Genomic DNA, 25175 nt, shown 5'->3' with positions numbered 1-25175 from the left:
CCCTCTGGCCCGCGGCGTGCGGGCGTCTGGGGGTGTGGTGGGGGGCGAGGCGGCGGGGGGGGGGGGGGCGGGGGCGGGGGCGGGGGGGGGGGGGGCCGCCCCCCCCCCCCCCCCCCCCCCCCGCCGCCGGGTGTCGGTGCGGTGGCTTTCGGTCTCAGACGGCGAGCGCCTGGGCGCGGCGCTTCACCTCCGTGCCGCGGTTCTCCGCCAGGGCCTGCGCGGGCGTGCCCGGCAGGGACGGGTCCGGCGTGAAGAGCCACTCCAGCATTTCCTCGTCGGTGAAGCCGTCGTCCCTCAGCAGCGTCAGGGTGCCGGAGAGGCCCTTGACGACCTTGCCGTCCTTGATGAAGGCGGCGGGCACCTGCAGCGCCCGGTTCTCACCGCGGCGCACGGCGATCAGCTGGCCCTCCTTGACGAGCTGGCGCACCCGCGTCACTTCGACGCCGAGCAGCTCGGCGATGTCGGGGAGGTACAGCCAGGCAGGGACGAGCGCGTCGATCTTCGTGTCAATCTCGGTCACACGACAAGCCTGCCATCCCGCGCTGACAGCCGGTAGCCGGGCCCGCCGTCCGGGCCACGGCCCGTGTCGCCCACGGGCCCCGGCCGCCTCCGTCAGGCGCGGACCGCGGACTTCAGCGGCACCGCCGGATCCGCGACCAGCTCCGGGTCGACCGGTGTGCCGGCCTCGATGAGCCGCCGGCCCTGCGCCAGGTCGCGCGGCCGGCCCACCGCGAGCAGCGCCACCAGGACGCCGTCCCGCAACCACGCCAGGGACCACGCCGGATCGGCGGGGTCGCCGCGCCGGACGGTCGTGTCGGCGGACGCGTGGTGTCCGGCGTACTGCACGAAGCGGCCGAACTGCTCGGACCAGAAGTACGGCACCGGGTCGTACGGCCGGGGTTCCCCGCCCACGACGGCGGCGGCGACCGTGCGCGGCCCCTGCAGGGCGTTGTCCCAGTGGTGGACGAGGAGCCGCGCCCCGTAGCGGGCCGAGGGGAAGGAGGCGCAGTCGCCGACCGCGTACACGTCCGGCACGGAGGTGCGCAGGTGGTCGTCGGCGACGATCGAGCCGTCCGGGCCCAGCGCCACGCCGGAGCCGCGGAGCCAGCCGGTCGCGGGCCGCGCGCCGATGCCCACGACGACGGCTCCGGCGGGCAGGACGCGGCCGTCCGCGAGGACGACCCGGCCGGGCTCGATCCGCTCCACGCGCGCGTGGGTCAGCAGTTCGACGCCGTTCTCCCCGTACCAGGCGGCCATCGGCTCGGCGGCCTCGGCCGGCAGCGCGCCGGCGAGGGGCCGCCCGGCGGCCTCGACGACGGTGACCGCGCATCCCGCCTCCCGGGCGGTGGTGGCGACCTCGGCGCCGATCCAGCCGGCGCCGACGACCACCACGTCGTGCTGCCCGGCGAGGACCGGGCGCAGCCGCTCGGCGTCGTCCAGGGTGCGCAGGAGGTGGACGCCGGGGACGCCCTCGGAGCCGGGCAGCGCCACGGGGGCGGCGCCGGTCGCGACGACCAGCATGTCGTACGGGACGGGGCCGGCCTCCGTGTCGACCTCGTGGTCGCCGGGGCGCAGCCCGGTCACCTCGACGCCGAGGCGCAGCTCGACGCCGAGCGACTCGAAGTCCACTTCGAAGGCGGAGCCCTCGGCCGTGCCGAGCAGGTACGCCTTGGACAGCGGCGGCCTGTCGTACGGCTGGTGGGGTTCGGCGCCCAGGAGCAGCACCGACCCGGTGAACCCCTGCTCGCGCAGGGCGACGGCGGTCTGCACCCCGGCCATCCCGGCCCCGACGACGACCACGCGCCGCCCGTCCGCGGAACCGGTTTCGGCCGCGTGCCCCTGCTGCTGTCCCGGGAACCGCTGCCCCGGCTGCTCGTGCTGCTGCTCGCTCACGCGATCACCTTACGCAGCGGCCGTACCGTCAGGAAGCCGCTTCCGCCGGGGATCCGCCGCTGATCCGCCAGAGCGCGGCGGCCGGGCCCGGGCTCCCTTACCGGGGTTCGGGGCGTGGGGTTAGTCTGGCCACGCCAGAACATCGCGGGAGCCCGGCGCACCGGGCTGAGAGGGAGGCTGGGCGGCCTCCGACCGTACGAACCTGATCCGGGTCATGCCGGCGAAGGGAGGGGCTGGACGCCCATGCCACGGAGTACGTCGGACGTCCTCGTCATCGGGGGCGGGATCATCGGCCTGGTCACGGCCTGGCGGGCGGCGCAGCGCGGGCTGCGCACCGCCGTGGCGGACCCGGAGCCGGGCGGCGGCGCCGCCCGGGTGGCGGCGGGGATGCTCGCCGCGGTCACGGAGCTGCACTACGGCGAGGAGACGCTCCTCGGCCTCAACGTGGCCTCCGCGGAGCGCTACCCGGACTTCGTCGCCGAGCTGGAGGGGGCGACCGGCCTGGACGTCGGCTTCCGCACGAGCGGCACGCTCGCCGTGGCGCTGGACGCCGACGACCGGGCCCACCTGCGGGAGCTGCACGCGCTGCAGCGGCGGTGCGGGCTCGCCTCGGAGTGGCTGTCGGGACGGGAGTGTCGGCGCCTGGAGCCGATGCTGGCGCCCTGCGTGCGCGGCGGGCTGCGCGTGGACGGCGACCACCAGGTCGACCCGCGGCGGCTGTCGGCGGCGCTGGTGCTGGCCTGCGAGCGGGCCGGGGTGGTCTTCCACCGCGCGTGGGCCGACCGGCTGTCGGTGGTGCGGGGCCGGGCGGCGGGCGCGGTCCTCTCGGACGGCGCGGAGCCGGTGGCGGACCAGGTGGTGCTGGCGGCGGGGAGCCTGAGCGGCCGGCTGGGCGGCGTACCGGAGGAGGTGCTGCCGCCGGTGCGCCCGGTGAAGGGGCAGGTGCTGCGGCTGTCGGTGCCGGAGGCGTACACGCCGTTCCTGAGCCGGACGGTGCGGGCGGTCGTCCGGGGCGGCCACGTGTACCTGGTGCCGCGCGAGAACGGCGAGCTGGTCGTCGGCGCGACGAGCGAGGAGATGGGCTGGGACACCACGGTCACCGCGGGCGGGGTGTACGAGCTGCTGCGCGACGCCCACGAGCTGGTGCCGGGCATCACCGAGCTGCCGCTCACCGAGACCCGCGCCGGGCTGCGGCCCGGCTCGCCCGACAACGCGCCGCTGCTGGGCCCGTCCGCGCTGCCGGGCCTGCACCTGGCGACCGGCCACCACCGCAACGGCGTGCTGCTGACCCCGGTCACCGGGGACGTGATGGCCGCCGTGCTGACGACCGGGGAGCTGCCCGAGGTCGCCCGCGCGTTCACGCCCGCCCGATTCGCCCCCGTAGGAGTGTCATGACGAACCAGGTACGCGCCGCCGTCACCGTCTCGGTGAACGGCGAGCCCCGCGAGCTCACCGCCCCGGTCACCCTCGACGCGCTGGTGGCCACGTTGACCACGGCCCCCTCCGGGGTGGCCGCGGCGGTCAACGAGACGGTCGTCCCGCGCGGCGGGTGGGCGTCCACCGTCCTCGCCGACGGCGACCGGGTCGAGGTCCTCACCGCGGTGCAGGGGGGCTGAGCCGTGGCCGACGACCGCCTCACCATCGCCGGGACCTCCTTCGACTCCCGGCTGATCATGGGCACGGGCGGGGCCCCGAGCCTCGACGTGCTGGAGCGGGCCCTCGTGGCGAGCGGCACGCAGCTGACGACCGTCGCGATGCGGCGCATCGACCCGACCGTCCACGGCTCGGTGCTGTCCGTGCTGGACAGGCTGGGCATCCGCGTCCTGCCGAACACGGCCGGGTGCTTCACGGCGGGCGAGGCCGTGCTGACGGCCCGCCTCGCGCGCGAAGCGCTCGGTACGGACTGGGTGAAGCTGGAGGTCGTGGCGGACGAGCGGACGCTGCTGCCCGACCCGGTCGAGCTGCTGGACGCCGCGGAGACGCTGGTCGACGACGGTTTCACGGTGCTGCCGTACACCAACGACGACCCGATCCTGGCGCGGAGGCTGGAGGAGGCGGGCTGTGCGGCGATCATGCCGCTGGGGTCGCCCATCGGGTCGGGGCTCGGCATCCGCAACCCGCACAACTTCCAGCTGATCGTGGAGCACGCGCGCGTGCCGGTGATCCTGGACGCGGGCGCGGGGACGGCGTCGGACGCGGCGCTGGCGATGGAGCTGGGCTGCGCCGCGGTGATGCTGGCGTCGGCGGTGACCCGGGCCCAGGAGCCGGTGCTGATGGCGGAGGCGATGCGGCACGCCGTGGAGGCGGGGCGGCTCGCCCACCGGGCCGGCCGCATCCCGCGCCGCCACTTCGCGCACGCCTCCTCCCCCGTCGAGGGCCGCGCCGCCCTCGACCCGGAGCGGCCCGCCTTCTGAGCGGTGCGGCGCGCCCGTGACGGGTGCGCCGCACCGCGGGCCGGTCGTGTACGGGGCGACGGACGGGTCCGCCGGGGCTCGTAGACTCGGGCGGGTGGACACAACCCTTCACGACCCGCTCGTCGGCCGGCTGCTCGACGGCCGCTACCGGGTCGACGCGCGCGTCGCCGTCGGTGGCATGGCCACGGTGTACCGGGCGGTCGACACCCGCCTCGACCGTGACCTCGCCCTGAAGGTGATGCACCCGTCGCTGGCGGCCGACGCGTCGTTCGTGGAGCGGTTCATCCGCGAGGCCAAGTCCGTGGCGCGGCTCTCCCACCCGAACGTGGTCGGCGTCTTCGACCAGGGCGCGGACGGACCGTACGTGTACCTGGCGATGGAGTACGTCGCCGGCTGCACGCTGCGCGACGTGCTCCGCGAGCGCGGGGCGCTGTCCCCGCGGGCGGCGCTGGACGTCCTGGAGCCGGTGCTCGCCGCGCTCGGGGCGGCGCACCGGGCCGGGTTCGTCCACCGGGACATGAAGCCGGAGAACGTCCTGGTCGGCGACGACGGCCGGGTCAAGGTCGCCGACTTCGGCCTCGTCCGGGCGGTCGGCACGGCCACCCACACGACCGGCTCCGTCCTGGGCACCGTGTCGTACCTGGCGCCCGAGCAGATCGAGCACGGCACCGCCGACACCCGCACCGACGTGTACGCCTGCGGGGTCGTCCTGTACGAGATGCTGACCGGCGGCAAGCCGCACGGCGGGGACACCCCCGCCCAGGTCCTCTACCGGCACCTGAACCACGACGTCCCGGCCCCCTCGGCCGCCGCCCCCGGCCTCGCGCCCGAGCTGGACGCGCTCGTGGCCGCCGCCACGGCGCGGGACGCCACCGCACGCCCGCGCGACGCCGTGGCGCTGCTCTCCCTGACCCGCGCCGCCCGGGCCGCGCTCGGCGACGCGCAACTGGACCTGGTGCCGCCGGGCGCGCGCGGCGAGGACCGCGCGGACGCGGCGCGGCGGGGGGCGGAGGCCGGGCCCGAGGACGTGACGAGCGTCATCCCCCGCCCGCTGCCCCCGGCCGGGGGCGCGGAGCGCACGAGCCGGCTGGAGGTGCCGCCGCAGTCCGGTACGCGGCCGCAGCCGCGCCCCGCGGCGCCCGCCGAACCCGCCGGGCGCCGCCGCGGCGCCCCGGTCCCGGCCGCCGGTCCGCGGCGGGGCGCCGCGGCGGTCCTGGCGGCCGTGCTGCTGGTCCTCGGGCTCGGCGCCGGCGTCTGGTACATCAACTCGGGCCAGTTCACCCACGTCCCGACCACCGGGGTGCTCGGCAAGACCCGGGCGGACGCCGAGCGGCGGCTCGCGGACGAGGGCCTCGACGTCGGCTCGACGCGCGAGGAGTTCAGCAGCGCGTACGAGCGGGGCACGGTCATGGCCACGGACCCGGCGCCCGGCGAGCGCATCCGCGGCAACGACTCGGTGGACCTCGTCATCTCGCGCGGCCCGGAGATCGTGAAGGTGCCGGAGCTGAAGGGCCGGCCGCTGGCCGCCGCGAAGGAGCAGTTGCGCCGGGCGGGGCTCGCGGCGGGCGTCGTCACCGAGGAGTTCGACGGCGAGGTGGCGAAGGGCTCGGTCATCGACAGCGACCCGCCGGCCGGCACCGAGCGGTCGCCGGACGCCGCCGTGGCGCTGGTCGTCAGCAAGGGCGTCCCCATCGACGTCCCGGCCGCCGTCGGACGGCCGCTGGAGGAGGCCCGCGACGCGCTGACGGACGCCGGGTTCAGGGTGGAGGTCGCCGAGGAGCGCGTCCACGCCCCGCACCCCGCCGGCGCGGTCGCCGCCCAGTCCCTCCCGGCGGGCGCCCGCGCAGCCGAGGGCGAGACCGTGACGCTCACGCTCTCCAAGGGCCCGCGCAAGGTCCCCGTACCGGACGTGACGGGCGAGAACGTCGAGGACGCCACGCGGAAGCTGGAGGCGGCGGGCTTCGAGGTGAAGGTCGAGAGGTCGTTCCCGTACCTCGGCGACACCGTCGACGCCCAGTCCGTGCCCGGCGGCCGCACCGCCCCCGAGGGCAGCACGATCACCATCAAGACCAAGGGAATCTGACCCCCCATGCTCCCCCGAGTCCTCGACCCCGCCCGCCCGGGGCGGTCGCTCCGCCCCGTCGGCGGCCACGTCCCCGTGGCCGGCGGTCTGGCCACCACCGGTCTCGCCGCCGCCCGCGCGATCGGCGCCGAGGCCGTCCAGGTCTTCGTCGCCAACCCGCGCGGCTGGGCCACCCCGGCCGGCAACCCTGCGCAGGACGAGATGTTCCGCGACCGGTGCGCCGCCGAGGACATACCCGTGTACGTCCACGCCCCGTACCTGATCAACTTCGGCTCGCACACCGAGGCCACCGTCGAGCGGTCGGTGGAGTCCCTGCGCCACTCGCTGCGCCGGGCCCGCGCCATCGGCGCCCTGGGCGTCGTCGTCCACACCGGCTCGGCGACGGGCGGGCGGCCCCGCGCGGAGGCGCTCGCGCAGGTACGGGAGCGGATGCTGCCGCTGCTGGACGAGCTCACCCACGACGACGACCCGTTCCTGCTGCTGGAGTCGACGGCCGGGCAGGGCTCGTCGCTCTGCTCGCGGACCTGGGACTTCGGGCCGTACTTCGAGGCGCTCGACGCCCACCCCAAGCTCGGCGTCTGCCTGGACACCTGCCACGTCTTCGCCGCCGGTCACGACCTGACCGGGGCCAACGGGATGCGCAAGACGCTGGACCTGCTGGTGGAGACGGTCGGCGAGGGGCGGCTGAAGCTGATCCACGCCAACGACTCCCAGGAGGCGGTCGGGGCCCACCGGGACCGGCACGCCAACATCGGCGCCGGTCACATCGGCGAGGAGCCCTTCCGGGAGCTGATGCGCCACCCCGCCACGGAGGGCGTGCCGCTGGTCATCGAGACGCCGGGCGGCAAGGAGCGGCACGCCGAGGACGTGGCACGGCTGAAGTCCCTGCGGGCGACGCCCCGGCCCTGACCTCGATCCCTACCCCCCGGGTACGCGGCTCCGGGGCGGCCGGCCGGGCCGGGTCCCGGGGTCAGAGCTCCGGGCCGTCGCCCGGCTCCTCCTGGTACGAGTAGCGCTGCTCGGCCCACGGGTCGCCGATGTTGTGGTAGCCGCGCTCCTCCCAGAAACCGCGGCGGTCGGCGGTCATGTACTCGACGCCGCGGACCCATTTGGGGCCCTTCCAGGCGTACAGGTGGGGCACGATCAGCCGGAGCGGGAAGCCGTGCTCCGCGGTGAGCAGCTCGCCGTCCTTGTGGGTGGCGAAGATGGCGTGCTCGGAGGCGAAGTCCGACAGCCGCATGTTGGCGCTGAAGCCGTATTCGGCCCACACCATCACGTGGCTGACGTCGGGGGCCGGCGGCGCCAGCTCCAGCACCGTGCGCGCGGGCACGCCCCCCCATTCGGCCCCGACCATGCTGAATTTCGTGACGCAGTGCAGATCGGCGACGACGGTGGAGAACGGGAGCGCGGTGAACTCCTCGTGGTTCCAGCAGTGCTTCCCGCCGTCCGCCGTGGCTCCGAAGACGCGGAACTCCCAGCGCTCGGGCCGGAACTTGGGGACGGGCCCGTAGTGGGTGACCGGCCAACCGCGTTGCAGGCGCTGTCCCGGCGGAAGCGCGGACTCCCTCGCCGCCCGGTGTTCTCCGCTCTCCGGCTGACCCATGCCTCAATGGTGACAGACCGGGAGGGGTGGTGACGACCGGGTCCGGGATCGAATCGGGCAAGTCCTACTAAGCCTCCACTTACTGGACGGCCCCCTCTCGTGGTGCGAGGATGCGCGCATCCCGCCCCTTCACACACGCGGAAGGAGCCTCTGCGATGCAGGGCGACCCCGAGGTCATCGAGTTCCTCAACGAGCAGCTCACCGCCGAACTGACCGCCATCAACCAGTACTTCCTGCACGCGAAGATGCAGGAGAACTTCGGATGGACGAAGCTCGCGAAGTACACCCGCGCGGAGTCCTTCGACGAGATGAAGCACGCCGAGGTGCTCACGGACCGGATCCTCTTCCTGGAGGGCCTGCCCAACTACCAGCGGCTGTTCCACGTCCGCGTGGGCCAGACGGTGACGGAGATGTTCCACGCGGACCGCGAGGTCGAGGTCGAGGCGATCGACCGGCTGCGGCGCGGCATCGAGGTGATGCGCAACAAGGGCGACATCACCTCGGCCAACATCTTCGAGTCGATCCTCGCCGACGAGGAGCACCACATCGACTACCTCGACACGCAACTGGAGCTGGTGCAGAAGCTCGGCGAGTCGCTGTACCTGGCGACCGTCGTCGAGCAGCCGGAGGGCTAGGCCGCGAGGGGCCGGGGCCGCCGGGACCCCGGGCGGGGCTCAGGCGACCTGGGAGAGGTCCTGGAGCGCGCCGGACGGCGTTGCGGGGGCCGGCGCCGCGGGCAGCTCGGAGAGGGCCGGCTCGCCCTGGTCCAGCAGCCGGCGCCGCGGGCAGGCGCCCCGGCCGAGAAGGGCCTGGATGCGCCGTACGCAGGAGCCGCAGTCGGTGCCCGCCTTGCAGGCCGAGGCGATCTGGCGCGGGGTGCAGGCCCCGGCGTCCGCGTGTTCCTTGACCTGCTTCTCGGTGATGCCGAAGCACGAGCACACGTACACGCGGGTCACCTCCCTGCAGGTCACGAGCCGAAGCCCCCCGCTTGTTCGGTGAGGCTTACCTAACCTTACTCATAGGGTGCGGTGCGCGAAAGCCCGGGGCGTCCCCGGAAAAGGCGGTGGGGCGCGGATCACACGGATCCACGCCCCACGCACGTGCCACGGCCGTTTCCAGCCGGAATCAGCGCTCCTCGCTCACTGGTCCCGGTACATCTCCGCCACCAGGAACGCGAGGTCGAGCGACTGGCTGCGGTTGAGCCGCGGATCGCAGGCCGTCTCGTACCGCTGGTGCAGGTCGTCGACGAAGATCTCGTCGCCGCCGCCCACGCACTCGGTGACGTCGTCGCCGGTCAGCTCGACGTGGATGCCGCCCGGGTGCGTACCGAGCGCCTTGTGGACCTCGAAGAAGCCCTTGACCTCGTCCAGGACGTCGTCGAAGCGGCGCGTCTTGTGGCCGGAGGCCGCCTCGAAGGTGTTGCCGTGCATCGGGTCGGTGACCCAGGCGACGACCGCGCCCGAGGCCGTGACCTTCTCGACCAGCCCCGGGAGCCGGTCGCGGACCTTGTCGGCGCCCATGCGGACGATGAAGGTCAGCCGGCCCGGCTCGCGCTCCGGGTCCAGGCGGTCGATGTAGGTGAGCGCCTCGTCGACCGTCGTGGTCGGGCCGAGCTTGATGCCGATCGGGTTGCGGATCTTGGACGCGAACTCGATGTGCGCGTGGTCCAGCTGCCGCGTGCGCTCGCCGATCCACAGCATGTGGCCCGACGTGTCGTACAGGTCGCCGGTCCGCGAGTCGATCCGGGTCAGCGCCGACTCGTAGTCGAGGAGCAGCGCCTCGTGGGAGGCGAAGAACTCGACCGTGCGGAACTCGGCCGGGTCCGTGCCGCACGCCTTCATGAAGTTGAGGGCGTTGTCGATCTCGCGGGCCAGCTGCTCGTACCGCTGGCCGGACGGGGACGACTTCACGAAGTCCTGGTTCCAGGCGTGCACCTGGCGCAGGTCGGCGTAGCCGCCGGTGGTGAAGGCGCGGACCAGGTTCAGCGTCGAGGCGGACGCCTGGTACATGCGCTTCAGCCGCTGCGGGTCGGGGACGCGGGCCTCTTCGGTGAAGTCGAAGCCGTTGACGGAGTCGCCGCGGTACGTCGGCAGGGTCACCCCGTCGCGGGTCTCGGTGGGCTTGGAGCGCGGCTTCGAGTACTGGCCGGCGATCCGGCCCACCTTCACGACGGGCACGGAGGCGGCGTACGTCAGCACGGCGCCCATCTGGAGGAGCGTCTTCAGCTTGGCCCGGATGTCCTCGGCGCCCACGGCGTCGAAGGACTCCGCGCAGTCGCCGCCCTGGAGGAGGAACGCCTCGCCCCGGGCGACGGCCCCCATCCGGGCGCGCAGCTGGTCGCACTCTCCGGCGAAGACGAGCGGCGGATACGCCTCGAGGTCGGCGATCACATCGCGCAGAGCCTCGGCATCCGGGTACTCGGGCTGCTGCGCCGCGGGCAGGTCTCGCCAGGTCGCCTTGGCGGCGACGGCGTGGGTGTCAGCGTTCACGGTCACCTCGACAACATTACGCGCTCCGGACAGGCGTCCACATACGGGATCAGAAAGTGAGACGGCCCCTTCCTCCGGCCGCGGCGCGGCGCCGGGCGGCGGTCCGTCCCGCTTCCCGCAACGGCCTGCGGCGGCGCGGGCGGATGCGCTAGGGTCGGCGCCATGTTCGCGCCGACGACCAAGCACTGGTGGTGGACCGCTCATCCGGCGGCCCGCTGATCGACGCGCGTACACGACACGCGAAGGCCGCCCGAGGGGCGGCCTTCTCTCGTTCTCCGGGCCGTTCCTCCCCACACGGAAGGAACACCACGGATGGACCTCGGACACCTGCTCGACCCGAACCGCCCTGCGTTCGCCCTGCTCCGCCGCCGCACGCCCGGCCGCGACCACGACACCGTCGAGGTGCTCGTCGGCGAGGTCCACGAGGTGGAGCGGCTGGCCGACCTGCCCGTCGGGGAGCGGCCCGCGCTGGCCCTCGTGCCGTTCCGGCAGCTCCGGGAGCGCGGCTTCGACGTCCGCGACGACGGGACGCCGCTGTCCGTCCTGGTCGCCGACGAGACGTACGAGCTGCCGCTCGCCGACGCCCTGGACCAGTTGCCCGCCCACGACGTGCGGGTGGAGGACGGCGGGTTCGACGTGCCGGACGACGCCTACGCGCGGATCGTGCGGCGCGTGATCGACGACGAGATCGGCCGCGGCGAGGGCGCCAACTTCGTCATCCGCCGCACCTACCGCGGGCGCGTGCCGGGCTTCGGCCGGGCGGACGCGCTGGCGCTGTTCCGGCGGCTGCTGGCCGGTGAGCGGGGCGCGTACTGGACGTTCGTCGTCCACACCGGCGACCGCACCCTGGTCGGGGCGAGCCCCGAGGTCCACGTGCGGATGTCCGGCGGCACGGTCGTGATGAACCCGATCAGCGGCACGTACCGCTATCCGGCCGACGGGCCGACCCCGGAGGACCTGCTGACGTTCCTCGCCAGCCGCAAGGAGACCGACGAGCTGTCGATGGTCGTCGACGAGGAGCTGAAGATGATGTGCGCCGTCGGCGACATGGGCGGTGTCGTGGTCGGGCCCCGGCTGAAGGAGATGGCGCACCTCGCCCACACCGAGTACGAGCTGCGCGGGCGGTCGACGCTGGACGTGCGCGAGGTGCTGCGGGAGACGATGTTCGCGGCGACGGTCACCGGGTCGCCGGTGCAGAACGCCTGCCGGGTCATCGAGCGCCACGAGCAGGGCGGGCGCGGCTACTACGCGGGCGCGCTCGCGCTGCTCGGCACGGACGCCGGCGGCGCGCAGACGCTGGACTCGCCCATCCTGATCCGCACCGCCGACATCGACGCCGGGGGCCGGCTGCGGGTGCCGGTCGGGGCGACGCTGGTGCGGCACTCCGACCCGGAGGGCGAGGTCGCGGAGACCCACGCCAAGGCGGCGGGCGTGCTGGCGGCGCTCGGGGTGCGCCCGGGGCGACCGTACGACGGGGCGGCCCCGGTCCCGCGGCTCGCCGACGACCCGCGGGTGCGGGCGGCGCTGGACGCCCGCCGCGCGGACCTGGCGCCGTTCTGGCTGCGGATGCAGGAACGGGCCGCGGAGCGGGCCGGGCACGTCCTCGTGATCGACGGGGAGGACACGTTCACGTCGATGCTGGCGCACCTGCTCGGCTCCTGCGGGCTGGAGGTGACGGTGCGGCGGTTCGACGAGCCGGGGCTGCGGGAGGCCGCACTGGCGCACGCCGGGCCGGTGGTCCTGGGCCCCGGGCCGGGCGACCCGCGCGACGGCGACCCGAGGATGCGGCTGCTGCGGGGCCTCGCCGCGGAGCTGCTGGGCGGCCCGCACCGCCCGCTGCTCGGCGTCTGCCTGGGCCACGAGCTGATCGCGGCGGAGCTGGGCCTGGAGATCGTGCGGAAGCGGACCCCGTTCCAGGGCGCGCAGGTGGAGGTCGACCTGTTCGGGGCGCGGGAGACGGTCGGCTTCTACAACAGCTTCACCGCCCGCTGCGACGACGCGGCGGCCGGGCGGCTGGCGGCGCGCGGGGTGGAGGTGAGCCGCGACCCGCTGACCGGGGAGGTGCACGCGCTGCGCGGCGACGGCTTCGCCGGGGTGCAGTTCCACCCCGAGTCGGTGCTCACGCTGAACGGCCCCGCGATCGTGCGGGGCCTGCTGGGTCAGCCGGCGGGGACCAGCACGTTCTCGTTGCGGCGGCCCTCGGCGTAGTCCGTGACGTTCCGCAGCGTCGCCTCGACGATCTCCCCCACCGCCTCGGCGGTGTAGTACGCCTGGTGGCTGGTGACCAGCACGTTCGGGAAGGTCATCAGCCGGGCCAGGGTGTCGTCGTCGACGCCCTCGATCGACTTGTCGAGGTAGAACAGCCCGGCCTCCGACTCGTAGACGTCGAGACCGACGCCCGCGAACCGCCCGGCGCGCAGCTCGGCGACGAGGGCGTCGGTGTCGACGAGGCCGCCCCGGCTGGAGTTCACCAGGATGGCGTCGTCCTTCATCGAGGCGAGGGCGGACGCGTCGAGGAGGTGCCGGGTTCCGGACGTCAGCGGGACGTGCAGGCTGACGAGGTCGGAGGAGGCGAGGAGCTCGTCCTTCCCGACGTACTCCATGCCGAGGTCCAGGCAGGCCGGGTTCTCCGCCAGGTCCCAGCCGAGGAGGCGCATGCCGAAGCCGTGCGCGATCCGGGCGAACGCCTCACCGATCTTGCCGGTGCCGAGCACGCCGGCGGTGCGGCCCCGCATGTCGCGGCCGAGGAGGCCGTCGAGGCGGAAGTCGAAGTCGCGGGTGCGGTGGGCGGCGCGGACGATGCGGCGGTTCACCGCCATGGCGAGCGTCCACGCGAACTCGGCGACCGCGTACGGCGAGTAGTACGACACGCGGGCCACGGTCAGCCCGAGGTCGCGGGCGACGTCCAGGTCGATGTTGTTGAAGCCGGTGGAGCGCTGGGCGACCATCCGGGTGCCGCCTTCGGCGAGGACGCGCAGCACGCGGGCGCCGAGGTCGGCGTTGACGCTGGTGGAGACGGCCTCGTGGCCTGCGGCGAGGGGGGCGGTGTCCTCCGTCAGGAAGACGTCCAGGCAGCGGAGGTCGTGGCGGCCCGCGAAGGCGCGCTCCAGGAGGGGCTTCTCGTCGGCCTGCACGCCGAAGGCCAGGACGTCCACGGTGCCTCCCGCTGGTCGGTGCGGTCACCGTGAATATACGGCTCCGCGCCCGCCCCCGCCCTCCCGGCGCGCCCGCCCGGGCCGGGGCGGGCGCGCCGGGAGGGACTTCGGGATCAGGCGTCGTCCAGGCCGCGCTCTATGGCGTAGCGGACCAGCTCGACGCGGTTGTGGAGCTGGAGCTTGCCCAGGGTGTTCTGGACGTGGTTCTGGACCGTGCGGTGGGAGATGACGAGCCGTTCGGCGATCTGCTTGTAGCTGAGGCCCTTCGCCACCAGGCGGAGCACCTCCGTCTCGCGGTCGGTCAGGCGGGGGGCGCCGGGCTCGGCGGCGCCCCGGGCCGGCGCGGGCTCGGCGGCCAGGCGGCGGTACTCGCCGAGCACCAGGCCGGCGAGGCCGGGCGTGAACACCGCGTCGCCGGCGGCCGTGCGCCGCACCGCGTCCAGGAGGTCGGCGGTGCTGGCGGACTTCAGCAGGTACCCCGTGGCGCCGGACTTCACGGCCTCCAGGACGTCGGCGTGCTCGCCGCTCGCGGAGAGCACCAGGACCCGTACGGGCAGGTCGCCGCCGGCGACGAGCTCCTTGCAGACCTCGACGCCGGGCCTGCCCGGCAGGTTCAGGTCGAGGACCAGCACGTCGGGGGAGGTGGCGCGGGCGCGGCGTACGGCCTGGTCGCCGTCGCCGGCCGTGGCGACCACGTCGAACCCGGCCTCGGCCAGGTCGCGGGCGACGGCGTCCCGCCACATCGGGTGGTCGTCGACCACCATCACCTTGATCGGCCGTTCCGTCATCGCCTCGCCTTTCCCCGGGGGACCTTCAACTCGACTTCCGTGCCCTGGCCGGGCACCGAGACCAGCTCCGCCGTCCCGCCCAGGTCCCGCAGCCTGCCGCGGATGGACTGGGCGACGCCGAGCCGTCCCTCGCCCTCCGCCTCGGCGAGGCGCCCGTCGGGGATGCCCGGGCCGTCGTCGCGCACGGTCACGACGACCTCGTCGGGCCAGTCCTCGACGAGTATCCACGCCCGGGCGCCGGGCCCCGCGTGCCTGCGCACGTTGTCCAGGGCGGCGCCGACGGCGGCCGCCAGCTCGGCGGCCACCGGGCGCGGCAGCATGACCGGGGCGCCCGGTTCGGCGAACGTGACGCGGGAGCCGGCGTGCGGGGCCAGGAGGGTCCGCAGGTCCTGCCCGCCACCGTCGCCCTCGCCGGACCCACCGGACCCACCGGACCCACCGGACCCGTCGGCCGGGCGGACGACGGCCCCCCGCGAGGCGTCCTCCCAGAGGCGGGAGGGCCGCCCGAGGCCCCCGGCGACCAGGGTGCGCAGGGCGACCTCCTGCTCCCCCGCCATCCGGCCCAGCTCGGCCGCCTCGCCGCCCAGGGCGGTGCCGCGGCGCTGCACCATGGCCAGCACCTGGAGGACCGAGTCGTGGATGTCGCGGGCCAGCCGCTCCCGCTCGCGGGTGGCGGCCTCGATCTCCAGCGCCCGGGCGAGCGTCCGCTCGGAGGCGCGGGCGACCTCGACGACGTAGCCGATCGCGATGGACGCCACCCAGACGAGCAGCACGTTGTGGAGCGTGTCGCGGCTGGGCTCGCCGCGCTCGACGATGTTGGCGACGGCGACCAGCGAGGACGCGAAGCCGGCCCAGCGCCAGCCGCCCTTGATCGCGTAGGCGAGGACCGCGCCCGCCGTCCAGATGCCGGGCAGCGTGGGGCCGTCCTGGAGCTGGGCGTGGCTGTCGGCGAACGGGGTGAGCAGGATGCCCGTCAGCGCGAGGGCCAGGTCGACGGCGAGGAACCGCTTGGTGCAGCGGGCGGCTGCGGACACCTTCGGCAGGGTCGCCAGCGTCCACCCGGTCATCGCGGCGAGGAAGCCGGCGGCGATCCACGGCCGTTCGAAGTCGCCGCGGTTGACCGCGAAGAGGAGGTCCGCGTAGACCGTGGTGAGGACGCGGTACGCGGTGAGCGCGCGCCACAGCGGCTGCTCCACGGACATGCGGACCACCCGCTCGCGCCCGGCCATCTCCCCCACCCCCGCGCACGCCCGGCGCGCCGTTCGGGCGCCGGGTGCCGTACGTCGTCGCTCGGCCTCAGTCGGCCTTGTTCTCGGTCCTGCCCGCCGCCTTGGCGGCCTTCTCCGCCTCGGCGATGCGCCGCTTGGCGACCGTGGCGTAGACGTCGACGTACTCCTGGCCCGACAACTTCATGATCTCGTACATCACCTCGTCGGTGACCGAGCGGAGGATGAAGCGGTCGTTGTCCATGCCCTGGTAGCGGCTGAAGTCCAGCGGCTTGCCGATGCGGATGCCGGGGCGCATCAACTTGGGGACGACCTTGCCGGGCGGCTGGATCTTCTCCGTGTCGATCATGGCGATCGGGATGACGGGCGCGCCCGTGGCCAGTGCCACGCGCGCGAGGCCGCCGGTCTTGCCGCGGTAGAGCCGCCCGTCCGGGGAGCGGGTGCCCTCCGGGTAGATGCCGAACAGCTCACCGCGCCTGATGACCTCGATGCCGCTGCGCACGGCGGCGTCGCCGGCGCCCCGCGCGCCGGAGCGGTCCACGGGCAGCTGGCCGACGCCCTTGAAGAACGCGGCGGTGAGCCTGCCCTTCACCCCGGGCGAGGTGAAGTACTCGGCCTTGGCGATGAAGGTGACCTTCCGGTCGAGGACCGCCGGGAGGAAGAAGGAGTCGGAGAACGACAGGTGGTTGCTCGCGAGGATCGCCGGCCCCTCGGCGGGAACGTTCTCGAGGCCCTCCACCCAGGGCCTGAAGGCGAGCTTCAGCGTCCCTCCGATGGAGAACTTCATAGCGCCGTAGATCAACTCGTGTTCCTCCCGTGTTCCGTCGCACAGACCTTAACCCGTGCGCGGCCCGGGCCACCCTTCCGTCCGTGCGGGGACCGGGTTGCGGGTGTGACGGCCCTGGTCGGTGTCACCCCGGTCGCGTACGGTGAAGTACACGTTTCCGAGCCCCACCGAACCCGAACGGGAGTCCTCCGTGCCGGTCCTTCCCGGAGCCGAGCCGTACCGCCGCGAAGGCGGTGACGTCGGCGTACTCCTCTGTCACGGCTTCACCGGTTCGCCCCGGTCGATGCGCCCCTGGGGCGAGTACCTCGCGGAGCGCGGCCTGACCGTGTCGGTGCCGCTGCTCCCCGGACACGGCACGCGCTGGCAGGACATGCAGGTCACCGGGTGGCAGGACTGGTACGCGGAGGTCGACCGGGAGCTGCGCGCGCTGCGCGGGAGGTGTGCCCGGGTCTTCGTGTGCGGGCTGTCCATGGGCGGCGCGCTGGCGCTGCGGCTGGCGGCCCGCCACGGCGACGCGGTCACGGGCGTCGTCCTGGTGAACCCGGCGAACAAGGTGCACGGCGTGACGGCGCACGCGCTGCCGCTCGTCCGCCACCTGGTGCCGTCGACGGGCGGCCTCGCGAACGACATCGCGAAGGAGGGCGTGGACGAGCTGGGCTACGACCGGGTGCCGCTGCACGCGGCGTACTCGCTGCGGCGGTTCCTGCGCCTGGTGGACGGGGAGCTGCCGCAGGTGACGCAGCCGCTCCTGCTGCTGCGCTCGCCGCAGGACCACGTCGTGCCGCCCGCCGACCCGGCGCGCGTCCTGAGCCGTGTCTCCTCCACGGACGTCACGGAGGTCCTGCTGGAACAGAGCTACCACGTGGCGACGTTGGACCACGACGCGGAGCGGATCTTCCAGGAGAGCCACGCGTTCATCGGCCGGCTCGCTCCGGGGGCCGGCGGGACCGCCGCCCAGGACAGGGACAGGGAGGGGAGCACGAACGGTGGCTGAGCAGCACGACGCGGACGCGGACCGCGAGGAGGGCCGGGACCGGCGGGACGGCCCCGAGGACCGGCCCGCCCCGGAGCCGGTGGACGGCGGCGGGGCGCCCATCGACGAGGAGGCGGCCTGGGCGGCGATCGTCGCCGCGTACGGGGAGGAGCCGGCGGACCCGCCGGGCGCGAAGCCGTTCCGGTCGGTGGAGGACCTGGCGCTACTGGAGGAGGACCCGGAGGACGGCGACCGCGACGGACGGGACGCGGGAGGCGACGACGCCGGCGACGGCGACGGCGACGACGGCCCGGCGGACAAGCCGGTGCTGGGCGGTTCCGTCGTGTTCGCGCCGGGGGTCCGCCCGCGCGGCCCGCGCGACTACGAGCTGGTGGAGCCGAAGGGCGACGCCACCGGCTCGGGTACGGGCGGGGGCGCGGGTGCGGGTGCGGGTGGCGACGACGACGGCGAGGGGCACTTCGTCCCGCCGGAGCCGCCGCCGCTGCCCGAGGCGGACCCGGCGGTGAAGTTCGGCTGGCTGGGCGTGGTCGGCGGACCGGTGCTGATGCTGGTCGCCGTCCTGCTCCAGTGGGACATGACGTGGTGGCTGACCACGCTGTGCGTCGGCGGGTTCCTGGGCGGTTTCGCGACGCTGGTGGCGCGGATGAAGGCCGGCGACGACGAGGAGGACGACGACCCGGGGCGCGGCGCGGTCGTCTGACGCCCCCGCCGTCAGGGGGCGGCCGGTACGCGGAGGGCGGCGAGCACGGGCAGGTGGTCCGTCGCCGCCCTCAGGTCCGCGTCGGTGACGCCGGGCAGCCCGGCCGGCACGCCGCAGCCCAGCACCTCCACGCCCCGCGTGGCGAAGAGCGCGTCGATCCGCTGGTGCGGGTCGTCCGGCGTGAAGGTGTACTCGCCGCCCCAGGGGCGTACGGCCCGGCAGTCCTGCAGTTCGGCGGCGAGGCGGCGGAACGAGCGGCCGTCGGGGCGCTCGTTGATGTCGCCCCCGGCGATCGCGTGGTCCACGCCGAGCGCGGCGAGCTCGTCCAGCACCCTGCCCGCCTGCGCGTACCGCTCGTCGCCGCGCAGGCCGAGGTGACAGCTGAGCAGTCCGAACCGGGCGCCGGCGACCCGGACGACGGCGGTGGCGAAGCCGCGCCGGTGCAGGCCGGGGGTGAGCGGCAGCAGGACGTCCCGCGTCCGTTCGACGGTGACGCGCGGGGAGCACAGCAGCAGCGGCCCGGCTGCGGGGGCGCCGCCGCCGAGGACGAACAGCCCGCTCTTGGCGGCGAGCCGGGCGGCGTGCTTGCGCCAGCGGAAGAAGCGGGGCGCCTCCTGGACGAGGACGGCGTCGGGGGCGCAGGCGCGGATGACCCGGGCCAGGGCGTCCTCGTCGTCGCGCATCGACCGGATGTTGTAGCCGAGCACCCGGACCACGGCCGAACCGTCCGGTTCGGTGCGGGAGGCGGGCAGTGCGGTGAGCGCCATGCGGGCACGATACGACGGCGCCCGCCGCGCCCCCGGGGGGACGCGGCGGGCAACCGTCGAACTCCGACTCCGGGCGCCGGCCCGGGTGCTCGGTCCTGGCGCTCGGCCCGGGCGGCGCTCAGCCCTGGCGGGCGAGGTCCGCGGCGCCGACCAGGCCCGCCTTTCCGCCGAGCTGGGCGGCGAGGACCTGGGCGTGCGGCCGGTACCGCCCGCCGACGAGCCAGCGGCGGAACGACTTGCGGATCGGGTCGAGGACCAGGTCGCCCTCGTCGGAGACGCCGCCGCCGACGATGAACGCGGACGGGTCGAACAGGGAGGCCAGGTCGGCGAGGCCCGCGCCGGCCCAGCGGGCCAGTTCGCGGAACGAGTCGACGGCGACCTTGTCGCCCTGGCGGGCGGCGTCGCTGACGTGCTTGCCCTGGATGCCGTCGGGCGTGCCGTCGCCGAGGGCGAGGAGGATCCGGGCGTTCTCCGGGGTGGCATTGGCGCGCTGCCTCGCGTACCGGACGAGGGCCCGGCCGGAGGCGTACTGCTCCCAGCAGCCCTGGCTGCCGCAGCCGCACAGCAGGCCGTCCGGGACGACCCGGATGTGGCCGAACTCGGCGGCGACGCCGAACCGTCCGCGGCGCAGCTTGTTGCCGATGATGATGCCGCCGCCGAGGCCCGTGCCGAGCGTGATGCAGATGACGTCGTCGTGGCCCTGGCCGGCGCCGAAGCGGTACTCGCCCCAGGCGGCGGCGTTCGCGTCGTTCTCCACGACGACGGGCAGCCCGACGCGCTGCTCGACCTTGTCCTTCAGCGGCTCGTGCCGCCAGTCGATGTTGGGCGCGAAGAGGACGGTCGCGCGCTTGTCGTCGACGTAGCCGGCGGCGCCGATGCCGACGGCCTCGATGTCATGGCCCTTGCCCGCCGCGGAGACGGCCGCGCAGATCGCGTCGACGATGCCCTCGGGCGTCGACGGAGTGGGCACCTTGTGGGTGTCGAGAATGGTGCCCTCTTCGTCGACCACGCCGGCCGCGATCTTCGTGCCGCCGATGTCGACGCCGATGGTGAGTCCCATGTGTCCCTCAGTTTTCGGTCGAGCCCCGCTATGCCCAACCGTACCGGAGGGCGGGCGCCGGGCTGTCGGCTCCCGCGTCAGTCGAGGTCGATGCGGTGGCTGCTTTCCGGTCCCTCGCCGTTCTCCCCGCGTTCGGATTCACCGGCGCCGCGCGGCTCCTGCGTTCCCCGCGTCCAGCGGTGCTCGTGGCCCTGGACGGCGGAGCGGTAGGCGGCGAGGAGTTCGCCGCCCGCGGCGGCGAGGTGGTCGAAGACCTCCGGGTTGCGCTCGATGACCGGCTCGATCGCGGACTTCGCCTGCGCGACGGCCTGCCGGACGGCGCTCTGCGCCCCGACCCCGAGCAGCGGGGTGCCGAGCGCGGAGACCTTGTCGGCGACGGCGTCGACGAGCTTGCGCAGCTCCTCGGCGGCCGATCCGGGCGGCGGGCCACCGCCGCGGCGGGCGCGCTCGGCCGCCAGGTCCTCGGCGCAGGCCCGCGCCCAGGCGTCGTCCTCGAAGGGGCCGGGCCGGTGGGTGGCATCGCTCATGCCATCGACGGTACCCGACCGGCGGGCGGGTGTTCAGGGGGTACGGGGCCACAGGCCGGGGTCGGGGGCGAACCGGACGCGCAGTTCGCCGTCGTGGAGGGCGGCGCCGGCGACGGTGCAGCGGCGCAGCGCGGACGGGAGCGGCACGGCGCGGCGGAACGGTCCGACGGTGAGGACGAGTTCGTCGCCGCGCCGGACGAGCCCCAGGTCGGGCTTGGCCGCGCCGGGCAGGGGGATGCGCCAGACCAGTACGCCGTCGGTGCCGCGGCGGTCCTCGACGGGCCACCGGGGGGCCGGGGCGGGCGCGGCGGCGGGGGCGAGCGGGCCGAGGAGGGCCAGGTCGTCGGCGGTGCGCGGGTCGCGGCCCAGGTGGGGGACCTCGTGCGCGGCGGGGGCGCCGTCCTCGCCCAGCTCCTTGAGGTGGGCCTGCTGCTGCGCGGCGAGGGCGGCGAGCCACGGGTCGGGGGAGGCGGCGGGCAGGACGCGGTTGGCGACGACCGGGTCGAGGGCGAGGCGGTGCAGGGCGAGCCCGGCGCGGGCGGCGCGCAGCGCGTCGGCGGCGGCGGGGCCGGGTTCGACGACGAGGCGGACGCTGGTGCCCGGGGCGCCGACCAGGTCCTGCACGGCGGCCAGCTCGGCGTCCCGGCGGGCCGCCGCCTCGTACAGCCCGTCGGCGGGCACGGGGACGCCGGCGAGCTGGGCCAGCACCGGGCGCAGGGCGCGGGCGGCCCGCCGCTCGGGCGGGAGGAGGCGGCGCAGGTAGCGGCGGAGCTGCTCGGGCAGGGCGAGCAGGGCGATCGCGTCGCGCAGCGGCGGGAGGTCGGCGACGAGGATGTCCCAGTCGCCGCGGGCGGCGTCGCGCAGGGCCGTCAGGTACGCGAGGTGGGCGCTGCCGGGGAGGGGGGTGAGCTCGTCGTCGTCGAGGGGGGCGGCGCCCAGCAGGTCGAGGGCGGGGGCCGCGTGGGCCTGGAGGGCGAGGACCTCCTCGCGGAAGCGGGCGGCGGGGTCCAGGAGGCGGACGGCCGGGCCGCCTGCGCCGCCGGACGCGAGGGCGTCGGCCGGGTCGGCGGTCAGGAGGAGGACCTTGTGGCCCTCGCGGGCCGCGCCCAGGGCCGTCGCGGCGGCGACGGTGGACCGGCCGGACCCGCCGGGCCCCGTGACGAGGAGGGTGCGCATGCGTGCACGGTAGCGGGCGGCACCGGGGCCGGGGCGCGCGGCCTCGGACCGGGGCGCCCGCCGCGGCCCGCGCCGGGACGGGGCGGGCGGGCGGTGCTCAGGCGCCGGTGGTCGACTCGACGCGCTTCTTCAGGCCCGCCAGGGCCCGGTCGATGATGACCTTCTCCGCCTTGCGCTTGATCATGCCGAGCATGGGGATCTTGACGTCCACCGTCAGCCGGTATGTGACCTCCGTGCGCGTGCCGCCGGCGAGGGGGGTGAGCTTGTACGAGCCGTCGAGCTCCCGCAGCATCTGGGACCTCACCAGCGTCCAGCTGACCTCGTCGTCCCCGGTCCACGTGTACGCGAGGGTGTGGTCGTCCTTGATCGCGCCGGCGTCCAGCAGCAGGCGGACCTGCTCGGCGCGGCCGGCCGCGTCCTTCGACAGGACCTCCGCCTCCTTGACCTCGCCCGTCCACTCCGGGTAGCGCGCGAAGTCGGCGATCACCCCCATGACGTCGGCGGGCGCCGCCTCGATCGTGATGCTCGAGCTGGTGTGTTCCGCCATCGCTGTGGCTCCTCCAGAGGGCTCGTTACGTGGGGGAAGGCTATCGCGTGCCCGCGGGTCACCACTCCAGGGCCCAGGGCCGCCCCGAGGAGGCGAAATGGCCCACGTTGACGCACTCCGTCGCGCCGACGCGCATGCGCCGCGCCAGCGGCTGGTGCACGTGCCCGAACAGCGCGTACCGGGGCCGTACCCGGCGGATCGCGGCCAGCAGGGCGGCGGAGCCGCGCTCGAAGCGGCGGGCGACCGTGTCGTACGTCAGCTCGGGGACGTCCGGCGGGATGTGCGAGCACAGCACGTCGACCTCGCCGAGCGCCTCGACCTTCGCCGCGTACTCCTCCTCCGGCACCTCGTACGGGGTGCGCATCGGGGAGGGCAGGCCGCCGCCGACGAAGCCGAAGACGCGACCGCCGATCTCGACGCGCTCGCCGTCCAGGACGGTCGTGCCGGGGCGGACGTACTCGGGCCACAGCGGGGGCACGTCGACGTTGCCGTAGGTGGCGTACGTCGGCGCGGGGAACGCGGCGAACAGCTCGGCGTACTGGTCGCGGACGGCCGACTCGACGGCCGCCGCCTTGTCGACGCCCCGCAGTGCCAGCTCCTCCCACAGGCCGCGGGCGAAGGCGCGGGCCTCGTCGAAGCGGCGGGCGGTGCGCAGGGCGACGATGCGGCGGGCGTTCTCCTCGCCGAAGAGGTCGGGGAAGATGCCGCGGGCGTGGTTCGCGTAGTCGAGGAAGAGCACCAGGTCGCCGAGGCAGACCAGCGCGTCGGCGCCCTCGCCGGCCCTGGCCAGGTCCCGGGCGTTGCCGTGCACGTCGCTCACCACATGAACTCGCATAGGACCCCACCCTACGACCCCGCAGGGGGGCCGGACCTGCGGTTACTTCCGAGTCGTGACGGAAGTGGACTACTGTGCGCGCAGTAGTGCCCATGATGTGTGACGCAGCGAACATCTGGCCAGGACCCCCTATCGGGAACCCGGTACTGATGGGTAACGTCCGGGCGGTCCAGTCGTACTCACCCCGCTGAGTACGTGTCCCACGTGGACCGTGAACCGGCGCATCACACAAAGTCGTGGCGTCGGCGCCCGATGAGGAGCAGCAGTCTTGCGCGAGTTCAGCCTTCCGGCCCTGTACGAGGTCCCTGCGGACGGCAATCTGACGGACCTCGTCCGCCGCAACGCCGCGCAGCACCCAGACGTGGCCGTGATGGCCCGCAAGGTCCCCGGCGGCTGGGCGGACGTCACCGCGAAGGAGTTCCTCGCCGAGGTGCGGGCCGCGGCCAAGGGCCTGGTCGCGCGGGGCGTGCGGCCCGGGGACCGGGTCGCGCTGGTGTCCCGTACGCGCTACGAGTGGGTGCAGCTGGACTTCGCGATCTGGAGCGCGGGCGCGGTGACCGTGCCGGTGTACGAGACGAGCTCGCCCGAGCAGATCCAGTGGATCCTCGGCGACTCGGGCGCGGTCGCGGTGATCGTGGAGAGCGCGGCGCACGCCGACGCGGTCGAGTCCGTGCGGGACGCGCTGCCGGCGCTGGAGCACGTGTGGCGGATCGACGGCGGCGCCGTCGAGGAGCTGGTCGCGGCCGGCCGCGACGTGTCCGACGAGACGCTCGACGAGCGCGGCGGGACCGCCAGGGCGGACGACGTGGCGACCATCGTCTACACGTCCGGCACGACGGGCCGCCCCAAGGGCTGCGTACTGACCCACCGGAACTTCTTCGCCGAGTGCGGCAACGTCGTGGAGCGGCTCAAGCCGCTGTTCCGGACGGGCCGCTCGTCGGTGCTGCTGTTCCTGCCCGCCGCGCACGTCTTCGGCCGCATGGTCGAGGTCGCGTCGGTGCTGGCGCCGATCCGGCTCGGCTGCGTGCCGGACATCAAGAACCTCACCGACGACCTGGCCTCGTTCCGGCCGACGCTGATCCTGGGCGTGCCGCGCGTCTTCGAGAAGGTGTACAACTCGGCGCGGGCGAAGGCCCAGGCGGACGGCAAGGGCAAGATCTTCGACCGGGCCGCGCAGACCGCCATCGCGTACAGCCGGGCGAAGTCCACGCCGCGCGGCCCCTCGCTCGGCCTGCGGCTGAGGCACAAGCTGTTCGACGTGCTCGTCTACGCCAAGCTGCGCGCGGTGCTGGGCGGCCGCTGCGAGTTCGCGATCTCGGGCGGCGCGCCGCTGGGCGAGCGGCTCGGCCACTTCTACAGCGGCATCGGCTTCACCGTGCTGGAGGGGTACGGCCTGACGGAGTCGTGCGCGGCGACCGCGTTCAACCCGTGGGACCGGCAGAAGATCGGCACGGTGGGCCAGCCGCTGCCCGGTTCCAAGGTGCGGATCGCCGACGACGGCGAGGTGCTCCTGCACGGCGAGCACGTCTTCACCGGCTACTGGAACAACGAGGCGGCGACGGCCGAGGCGCTGGCGGACGGCTGGTTCCACACGGGCGACATCGGCACCCTCGACGAGGACGGCTACCTGGCCATCACGGGCCGGAAGAAGGAGATCCTGGTCACCGCGGGCGGCAAGAACGTCGCCCCGGCGGTGATCGAGGACCGCATCCGCGGGCACGCCCTGGTCGCGGAGTGCATGGTCGTCGGCGACGGGCGGCCGTTCGTGGGCGCGCTGATCACCCTGGACGAGGAGTTCCTGGCGCGCTGGGCGGCCGAGCACGGCAAGCCGGCCGGGTCGACGGCGGCGCAGCTGCGGGAGGACCCGGAGCTGCTGGCGGAGGTCCAGCGGGCCGTGGACGACGGCAACGCGGCCGTGTCCAAGGCGGAGTCGGTGCGCAAGTTCCGCGTCCTGCCCGCGCAGTTCACGGAGGAGGCCGGCCACATCACGCCGTCGCTGAAGCTGAAGCGGAACGTGGTGGCGAAGGACTTCGCCGACGAGATCGAGGCGATCTACCAGGGCTGAGCCCGCCGTCCGGAGCCCTTCCGGAGCCCTTCGGCACTCTCCGGGTCCCTTCGGCGCCCGCCGGGT

Annotated in this window: 26 protein-coding genes and 1 riboswitch; of the genes, 11 read left to right on the top strand and 15 right to left on the bottom strand. The window is 74.7% G+C overall.

Annotated elements, in window-relative coordinates:
- Positions 1-154 precede the first annotated feature (154 nt).
- Together AC07D6_RS03135 and AC07D6_RS03130 are read right to left on the bottom strand one after the other, a co-directional pair.
- Positions 155-520, bottom strand: a complete 366-nt coding sequence (locus AC07D6_RS03135; RefSeq protein WP_315879639.1) for an Rv2175c family DNA-binding protein — start codon at positions 518-520, stop codon at positions 155-157.
- 92 nt (positions 521-612) lie between these two features.
- Positions 613-1800, bottom strand: a complete 1188-nt coding sequence (locus AC07D6_RS03130) for an NAD(P)/FAD-dependent oxidoreductase (RefSeq protein WP_479041582.1) — start codon at positions 1798-1800, stop codon at positions 613-615.
- Between the two features lie 227 nt (positions 1801-2027).
- Positions 2028-2139: riboswitch (TPP riboswitch) on the top strand.
- Here AC07D6_RS03130 and thiO point away from each other — a divergent pair.
- From thiO to AC07D6_RS03105, 5 genes are all read left to right on the top strand, one after another.
- On the top strand, positions 2137-3288 hold the full coding sequence (gene thiO / locus AC07D6_RS03125; protein WP_479041462.1) for a glycine oxidase ThiO: 1152 nt from the start codon (positions 2137-2139) through the stop codon (positions 3286-3288). Its footprint overlaps the riboswitch before it by 3 nt.
- Complete coding sequence (gene thiS / locus AC07D6_RS03120; RefSeq protein ID WP_315879637.1) at positions 3285-3509, top strand: sulfur carrier protein ThiS; 225 nt, start codon at positions 3285-3287, stop codon at positions 3507-3509. Before thiO ends, thiS begins: the two co-directional genes overlap by 4 nt.
- A gap of 3 nt (positions 3510-3512) precedes the next feature.
- Positions 3513-4307, top strand: a complete 795-nt coding sequence (locus AC07D6_RS03115; RefSeq protein WP_479041460.1) for a thiazole synthase — start codon at positions 3513-3515, stop codon at positions 4305-4307.
- A gap of 94 nt (positions 4308-4401) precedes the next feature.
- Positions 4402-6390, top strand: a complete 1989-nt coding sequence (pknB, locus tag AC07D6_RS03110) for a Stk1 family PASTA domain-containing Ser/Thr kinase (protein WP_479041458.1) — start codon at positions 4402-4404, stop codon at positions 6388-6390.
- 6 nt (positions 6391-6396) lie between these two features.
- Positions 6397-7299 carry a deoxyribonuclease IV gene (locus AC07D6_RS03105; protein ID WP_315879634.1) on the top strand — a complete coding sequence of 301 codons (903 nt, stop codon included), beginning with the start codon at positions 6397-6399 and terminating at the stop codon, positions 7297-7299.
- 61 nt (positions 7300-7360) lie between these two features.
- Here AC07D6_RS03105 and AC07D6_RS03100 read toward each other — a convergent pair whose 3' ends face one another.
- A complete protein-coding gene (locus AC07D6_RS03100; protein ID WP_315879633.1) occupies positions 7361-7993 on the bottom strand; it encodes a sulfite oxidase-like oxidoreductase in 633 nt (210 codons plus the stop codon).
- Between the two features lie 155 nt (positions 7994-8148).
- On the opposite strand from AC07D6_RS03100, the gene bfr reads away from it, so the two are divergent.
- Positions 8149-8628, top strand: coding sequence for a bacterioferritin (gene bfr / locus AC07D6_RS03095; protein WP_315879632.1), 480 nt, complete (start codon positions 8149-8151; stop codon positions 8626-8628).
- Between the two features lie 39 nt (positions 8629-8667).
- On the opposite strand, the gene AC07D6_RS03090 is transcribed toward bfr, so the two are convergent.
- Positions 8668-8949, bottom strand: a complete 282-nt coding sequence (locus AC07D6_RS03090) for a (2Fe-2S)-binding protein (protein WP_479041455.1) — start codon at positions 8947-8949, stop codon at positions 8668-8670.
- A gap of 183 nt (positions 8950-9132) precedes the next feature.
- Entirely contained in the window at positions 9133-10488 is a 1356-nt protein-coding gene (locus AC07D6_RS03085; RefSeq protein WP_479041454.1) for a class II 3-deoxy-7-phosphoheptulonate synthase, read from the bottom strand.
- Between the two features lie 156 nt (positions 10489-10644).
- Between AC07D6_RS03085 and AC07D6_RS03080 the strand changes: the two genes are divergently transcribed.
- Positions 10645-10701: a trp operon leader peptide gene (locus AC07D6_RS03080; protein ID WP_391653854.1), complete on the top strand. Its 57-nt coding sequence runs from the start codon at positions 10645-10647 to the stop codon at positions 10699-10701.
- Positions 10702-10794: 93 nt separating this feature from the next.
- Entirely contained in the window at positions 10795-12690 is a 1896-nt protein-coding gene (locus AC07D6_RS03075) for an anthranilate synthase family protein (protein ID WP_479041452.1), read from the top strand.
- On the opposite strand, the gene AC07D6_RS03070 is transcribed toward AC07D6_RS03075, so the two are convergent.
- From AC07D6_RS03070 to AC07D6_RS03055, 4 genes are all read right to left on the bottom strand, one after another.
- On the bottom strand, positions 12642-13637 hold the full coding sequence (locus AC07D6_RS03070; protein ID WP_479041450.1) for a 2-hydroxyacid dehydrogenase: 996 nt from the start codon (positions 13635-13637) through the stop codon (positions 12642-12644). The two genes, AC07D6_RS03075 and AC07D6_RS03070, sit on opposite strands and share 49 nt — an antisense overlap.
- 113 nt (positions 13638-13750) lie before the next feature.
- Positions 13751-14425, bottom strand: a complete 675-nt coding sequence (locus AC07D6_RS03065) for a response regulator (RefSeq protein WP_315879628.1) — start codon at positions 14423-14425, stop codon at positions 13751-13753.
- Positions 14422-15654 (bottom strand): MacS family sensor histidine kinase, encoded by a 1233-nt coding sequence (gene macS, locus AC07D6_RS03060; protein WP_479041448.1) that lies wholly within the window; start codon positions 15652-15654, stop codon positions 14422-14424. The genes AC07D6_RS03065 and macS overlap by 4 nt, the downstream gene beginning before the upstream one ends.
- 67 nt (positions 15655-15721) lie before the next feature.
- On the bottom strand, positions 15722-16438 hold the full coding sequence (locus AC07D6_RS03055) for a lysophospholipid acyltransferase family protein (protein WP_315879647.1): 717 nt from the start codon (positions 16436-16438) through the stop codon (positions 15722-15724).
- A gap of 190 nt (positions 16439-16628) precedes the next feature.
- Here AC07D6_RS03055 and AC07D6_RS03050 point away from each other — a divergent pair, with 190 nt between their 5' ends.
- Both AC07D6_RS03050 and AC07D6_RS03045 read left to right on the top strand, forming a co-directional pair.
- Positions 16629-17432: an alpha/beta hydrolase gene (locus AC07D6_RS03050; RefSeq protein ID WP_479041446.1), complete on the top strand. Its 804-nt coding sequence runs from the start codon at positions 16629-16631 to the stop codon at positions 17430-17432.
- Positions 17425-18132 (top strand): hypothetical protein, encoded by a 708-nt coding sequence (locus AC07D6_RS03045; RefSeq protein ID WP_479041444.1) that lies wholly within the window; start codon positions 17425-17427, stop codon positions 18130-18132. Before AC07D6_RS03050 ends, AC07D6_RS03045 begins: the two co-directional genes overlap by 8 nt.
- A gap of 11 nt (positions 18133-18143) precedes the next feature.
- On the opposite strand, the gene AC07D6_RS03040 is transcribed toward AC07D6_RS03045, so the two are convergent.
- From AC07D6_RS03040 to AC07D6_RS03015, 6 genes are all read right to left on the bottom strand, one after another.
- Positions 18144-18899: an endonuclease/exonuclease/phosphatase family protein gene (locus AC07D6_RS03040; RefSeq protein WP_479041442.1), complete on the bottom strand. Its 756-nt coding sequence runs from the start codon at positions 18897-18899 to the stop codon at positions 18144-18146.
- A gap of 118 nt (positions 18900-19017) precedes the next feature.
- Positions 19018-19959 (bottom strand): ROK family glucokinase, encoded by a 942-nt coding sequence (locus AC07D6_RS03035; RefSeq protein WP_315879623.1) that lies wholly within the window; start codon positions 19957-19959, stop codon positions 19018-19020.
- 77 nt (positions 19960-20036) lie between these two features.
- Positions 20037-20486, bottom strand: coding sequence for a DUF5304 domain-containing protein (locus AC07D6_RS03030; protein ID WP_315879622.1), 450 nt, complete (start codon positions 20484-20486; stop codon positions 20037-20039).
- 33 nt (positions 20487-20519) lie between these two features.
- The gene (locus AC07D6_RS03025) at positions 20520-21662 is read right to left on the bottom strand and encodes an ArsA family ATPase (protein ID WP_479041439.1); all 1143 of its coding nucleotides are present in this window, start codon (positions 21660-21662) and stop codon (positions 20520-20522) included.
- A gap of 97 nt (positions 21663-21759) precedes the next feature.
- On the bottom strand, positions 21760-22209 hold the full coding sequence (locus AC07D6_RS03020; protein ID WP_479041437.1) for an SRPBCC family protein: 450 nt from the start codon (positions 22207-22209) through the stop codon (positions 21760-21762).
- Between the two features lie 58 nt (positions 22210-22267).
- Complete coding sequence (locus AC07D6_RS03015; RefSeq protein ID WP_315879619.1) at positions 22268-23044, bottom strand: metallophosphoesterase family protein; 777 nt, start codon at positions 23042-23044, stop codon at positions 22268-22270.
- Between the two features lie 268 nt (positions 23045-23312).
- On the opposite strand from AC07D6_RS03015, the gene AC07D6_RS03010 reads away from it, so the two are divergent.
- Positions 23313-25109, top strand: a complete 1797-nt coding sequence (locus AC07D6_RS03010; RefSeq protein WP_315879618.1) for an AMP-dependent synthetase/ligase — start codon at positions 23313-23315, stop codon at positions 25107-25109.
- Positions 25110-25175 lie beyond the last annotated feature (66 nt).

Source organism: Streptomyces sp. NPDC045287 (assembly GCF_056432325.1).
This window is presented reverse-complemented; position numbering and strand designations above follow the sequence as displayed.

Excerpts from the sequence above, each read along its gene's own strand:
- thiO (WP_479041462.1), top strand. The coding sequence starts at position 2,137 with ATGCCACGGAGTACGTCGGACGTCCTCGTCATCGGGGGCGGGATCATC.
- thiS (WP_315879637.1), top strand. The coding sequence starts at position 3,285 with ATGACGAACCAGGTACGCGCCGCCGTCACCGTCTCGGTGAACGGCGAG.
- AC07D6_RS03105 (WP_315879634.1), top strand. The coding sequence starts at position 6,397 with ATGCTCCCCCGAGTCCTCGACCCCGCCCGCCCGGGGCGGTCGCTCCGC.
- AC07D6_RS03100 (WP_315879633.1), bottom strand. The coding sequence starts at position 7,993 with ATGGGTCAGCCGGAGAGCGGAGAACACCGGGCGGCGAGGGAGTCCGCG.
- bfr (WP_315879632.1), top strand. The coding sequence starts at position 8,149 with ATGCAGGGCGACCCCGAGGTCATCGAGTTCCTCAACGAGCAGCTCACC.
- AC07D6_RS03075 (WP_479041452.1), top strand. The coding sequence starts at position 10,795 with ATGGACCTCGGACACCTGCTCGACCCGAACCGCCCTGCGTTCGCCCTG.
- AC07D6_RS03065 (WP_315879628.1), bottom strand. The coding sequence starts at position 14,425 with ATGACGGAACGGCCGATCAAGGTGATGGTGGTCGACGACCACCCGATG.
- macS (WP_479041448.1), bottom strand. The coding sequence starts at position 15,654 with ATGGCCGGGCGCGAGCGGGTGGTCCGCATGTCCGTGGAGCAGCCGCTG.
- AC07D6_RS03055 (WP_315879647.1), bottom strand. The coding sequence starts at position 16,438 with ATGAAGTTCTCCATCGGAGGGACGCTGAAGCTCGCCTTCAGGCCCTGG.
- AC07D6_RS03040 (WP_479041442.1), bottom strand. The coding sequence starts at position 18,899 with ATGGCGCTCACCGCACTGCCCGCCTCCCGCACCGAACCGGACGGTTCG.
- AC07D6_RS03035 (WP_315879623.1), bottom strand. The coding sequence starts at position 19,959 with ATGGGACTCACCATCGGCGTCGACATCGGCGGCACGAAGATCGCGGCC.
- AC07D6_RS03030 (WP_315879622.1), bottom strand. The coding sequence starts at position 20,486 with ATGAGCGATGCCACCCACCGGCCCGGCCCCTTCGAGGACGACGCCTGG.
- AC07D6_RS03025 (WP_479041439.1), bottom strand. The coding sequence starts at position 21,662 with ATGCGCACCCTCCTCGTCACGGGGCCCGGCGGGTCCGGCCGGTCCACC.
- AC07D6_RS03020 (WP_479041437.1), bottom strand. The coding sequence starts at position 22,209 with ATGGCGGAACACACCAGCTCGAGCATCACGATCGAGGCGGCGCCCGCC.
- AC07D6_RS03015 (WP_315879619.1), bottom strand. The coding sequence starts at position 23,044 with ATGCGAGTTCATGTGGTGAGCGACGTGCACGGCAACGCCCGGGACCTG.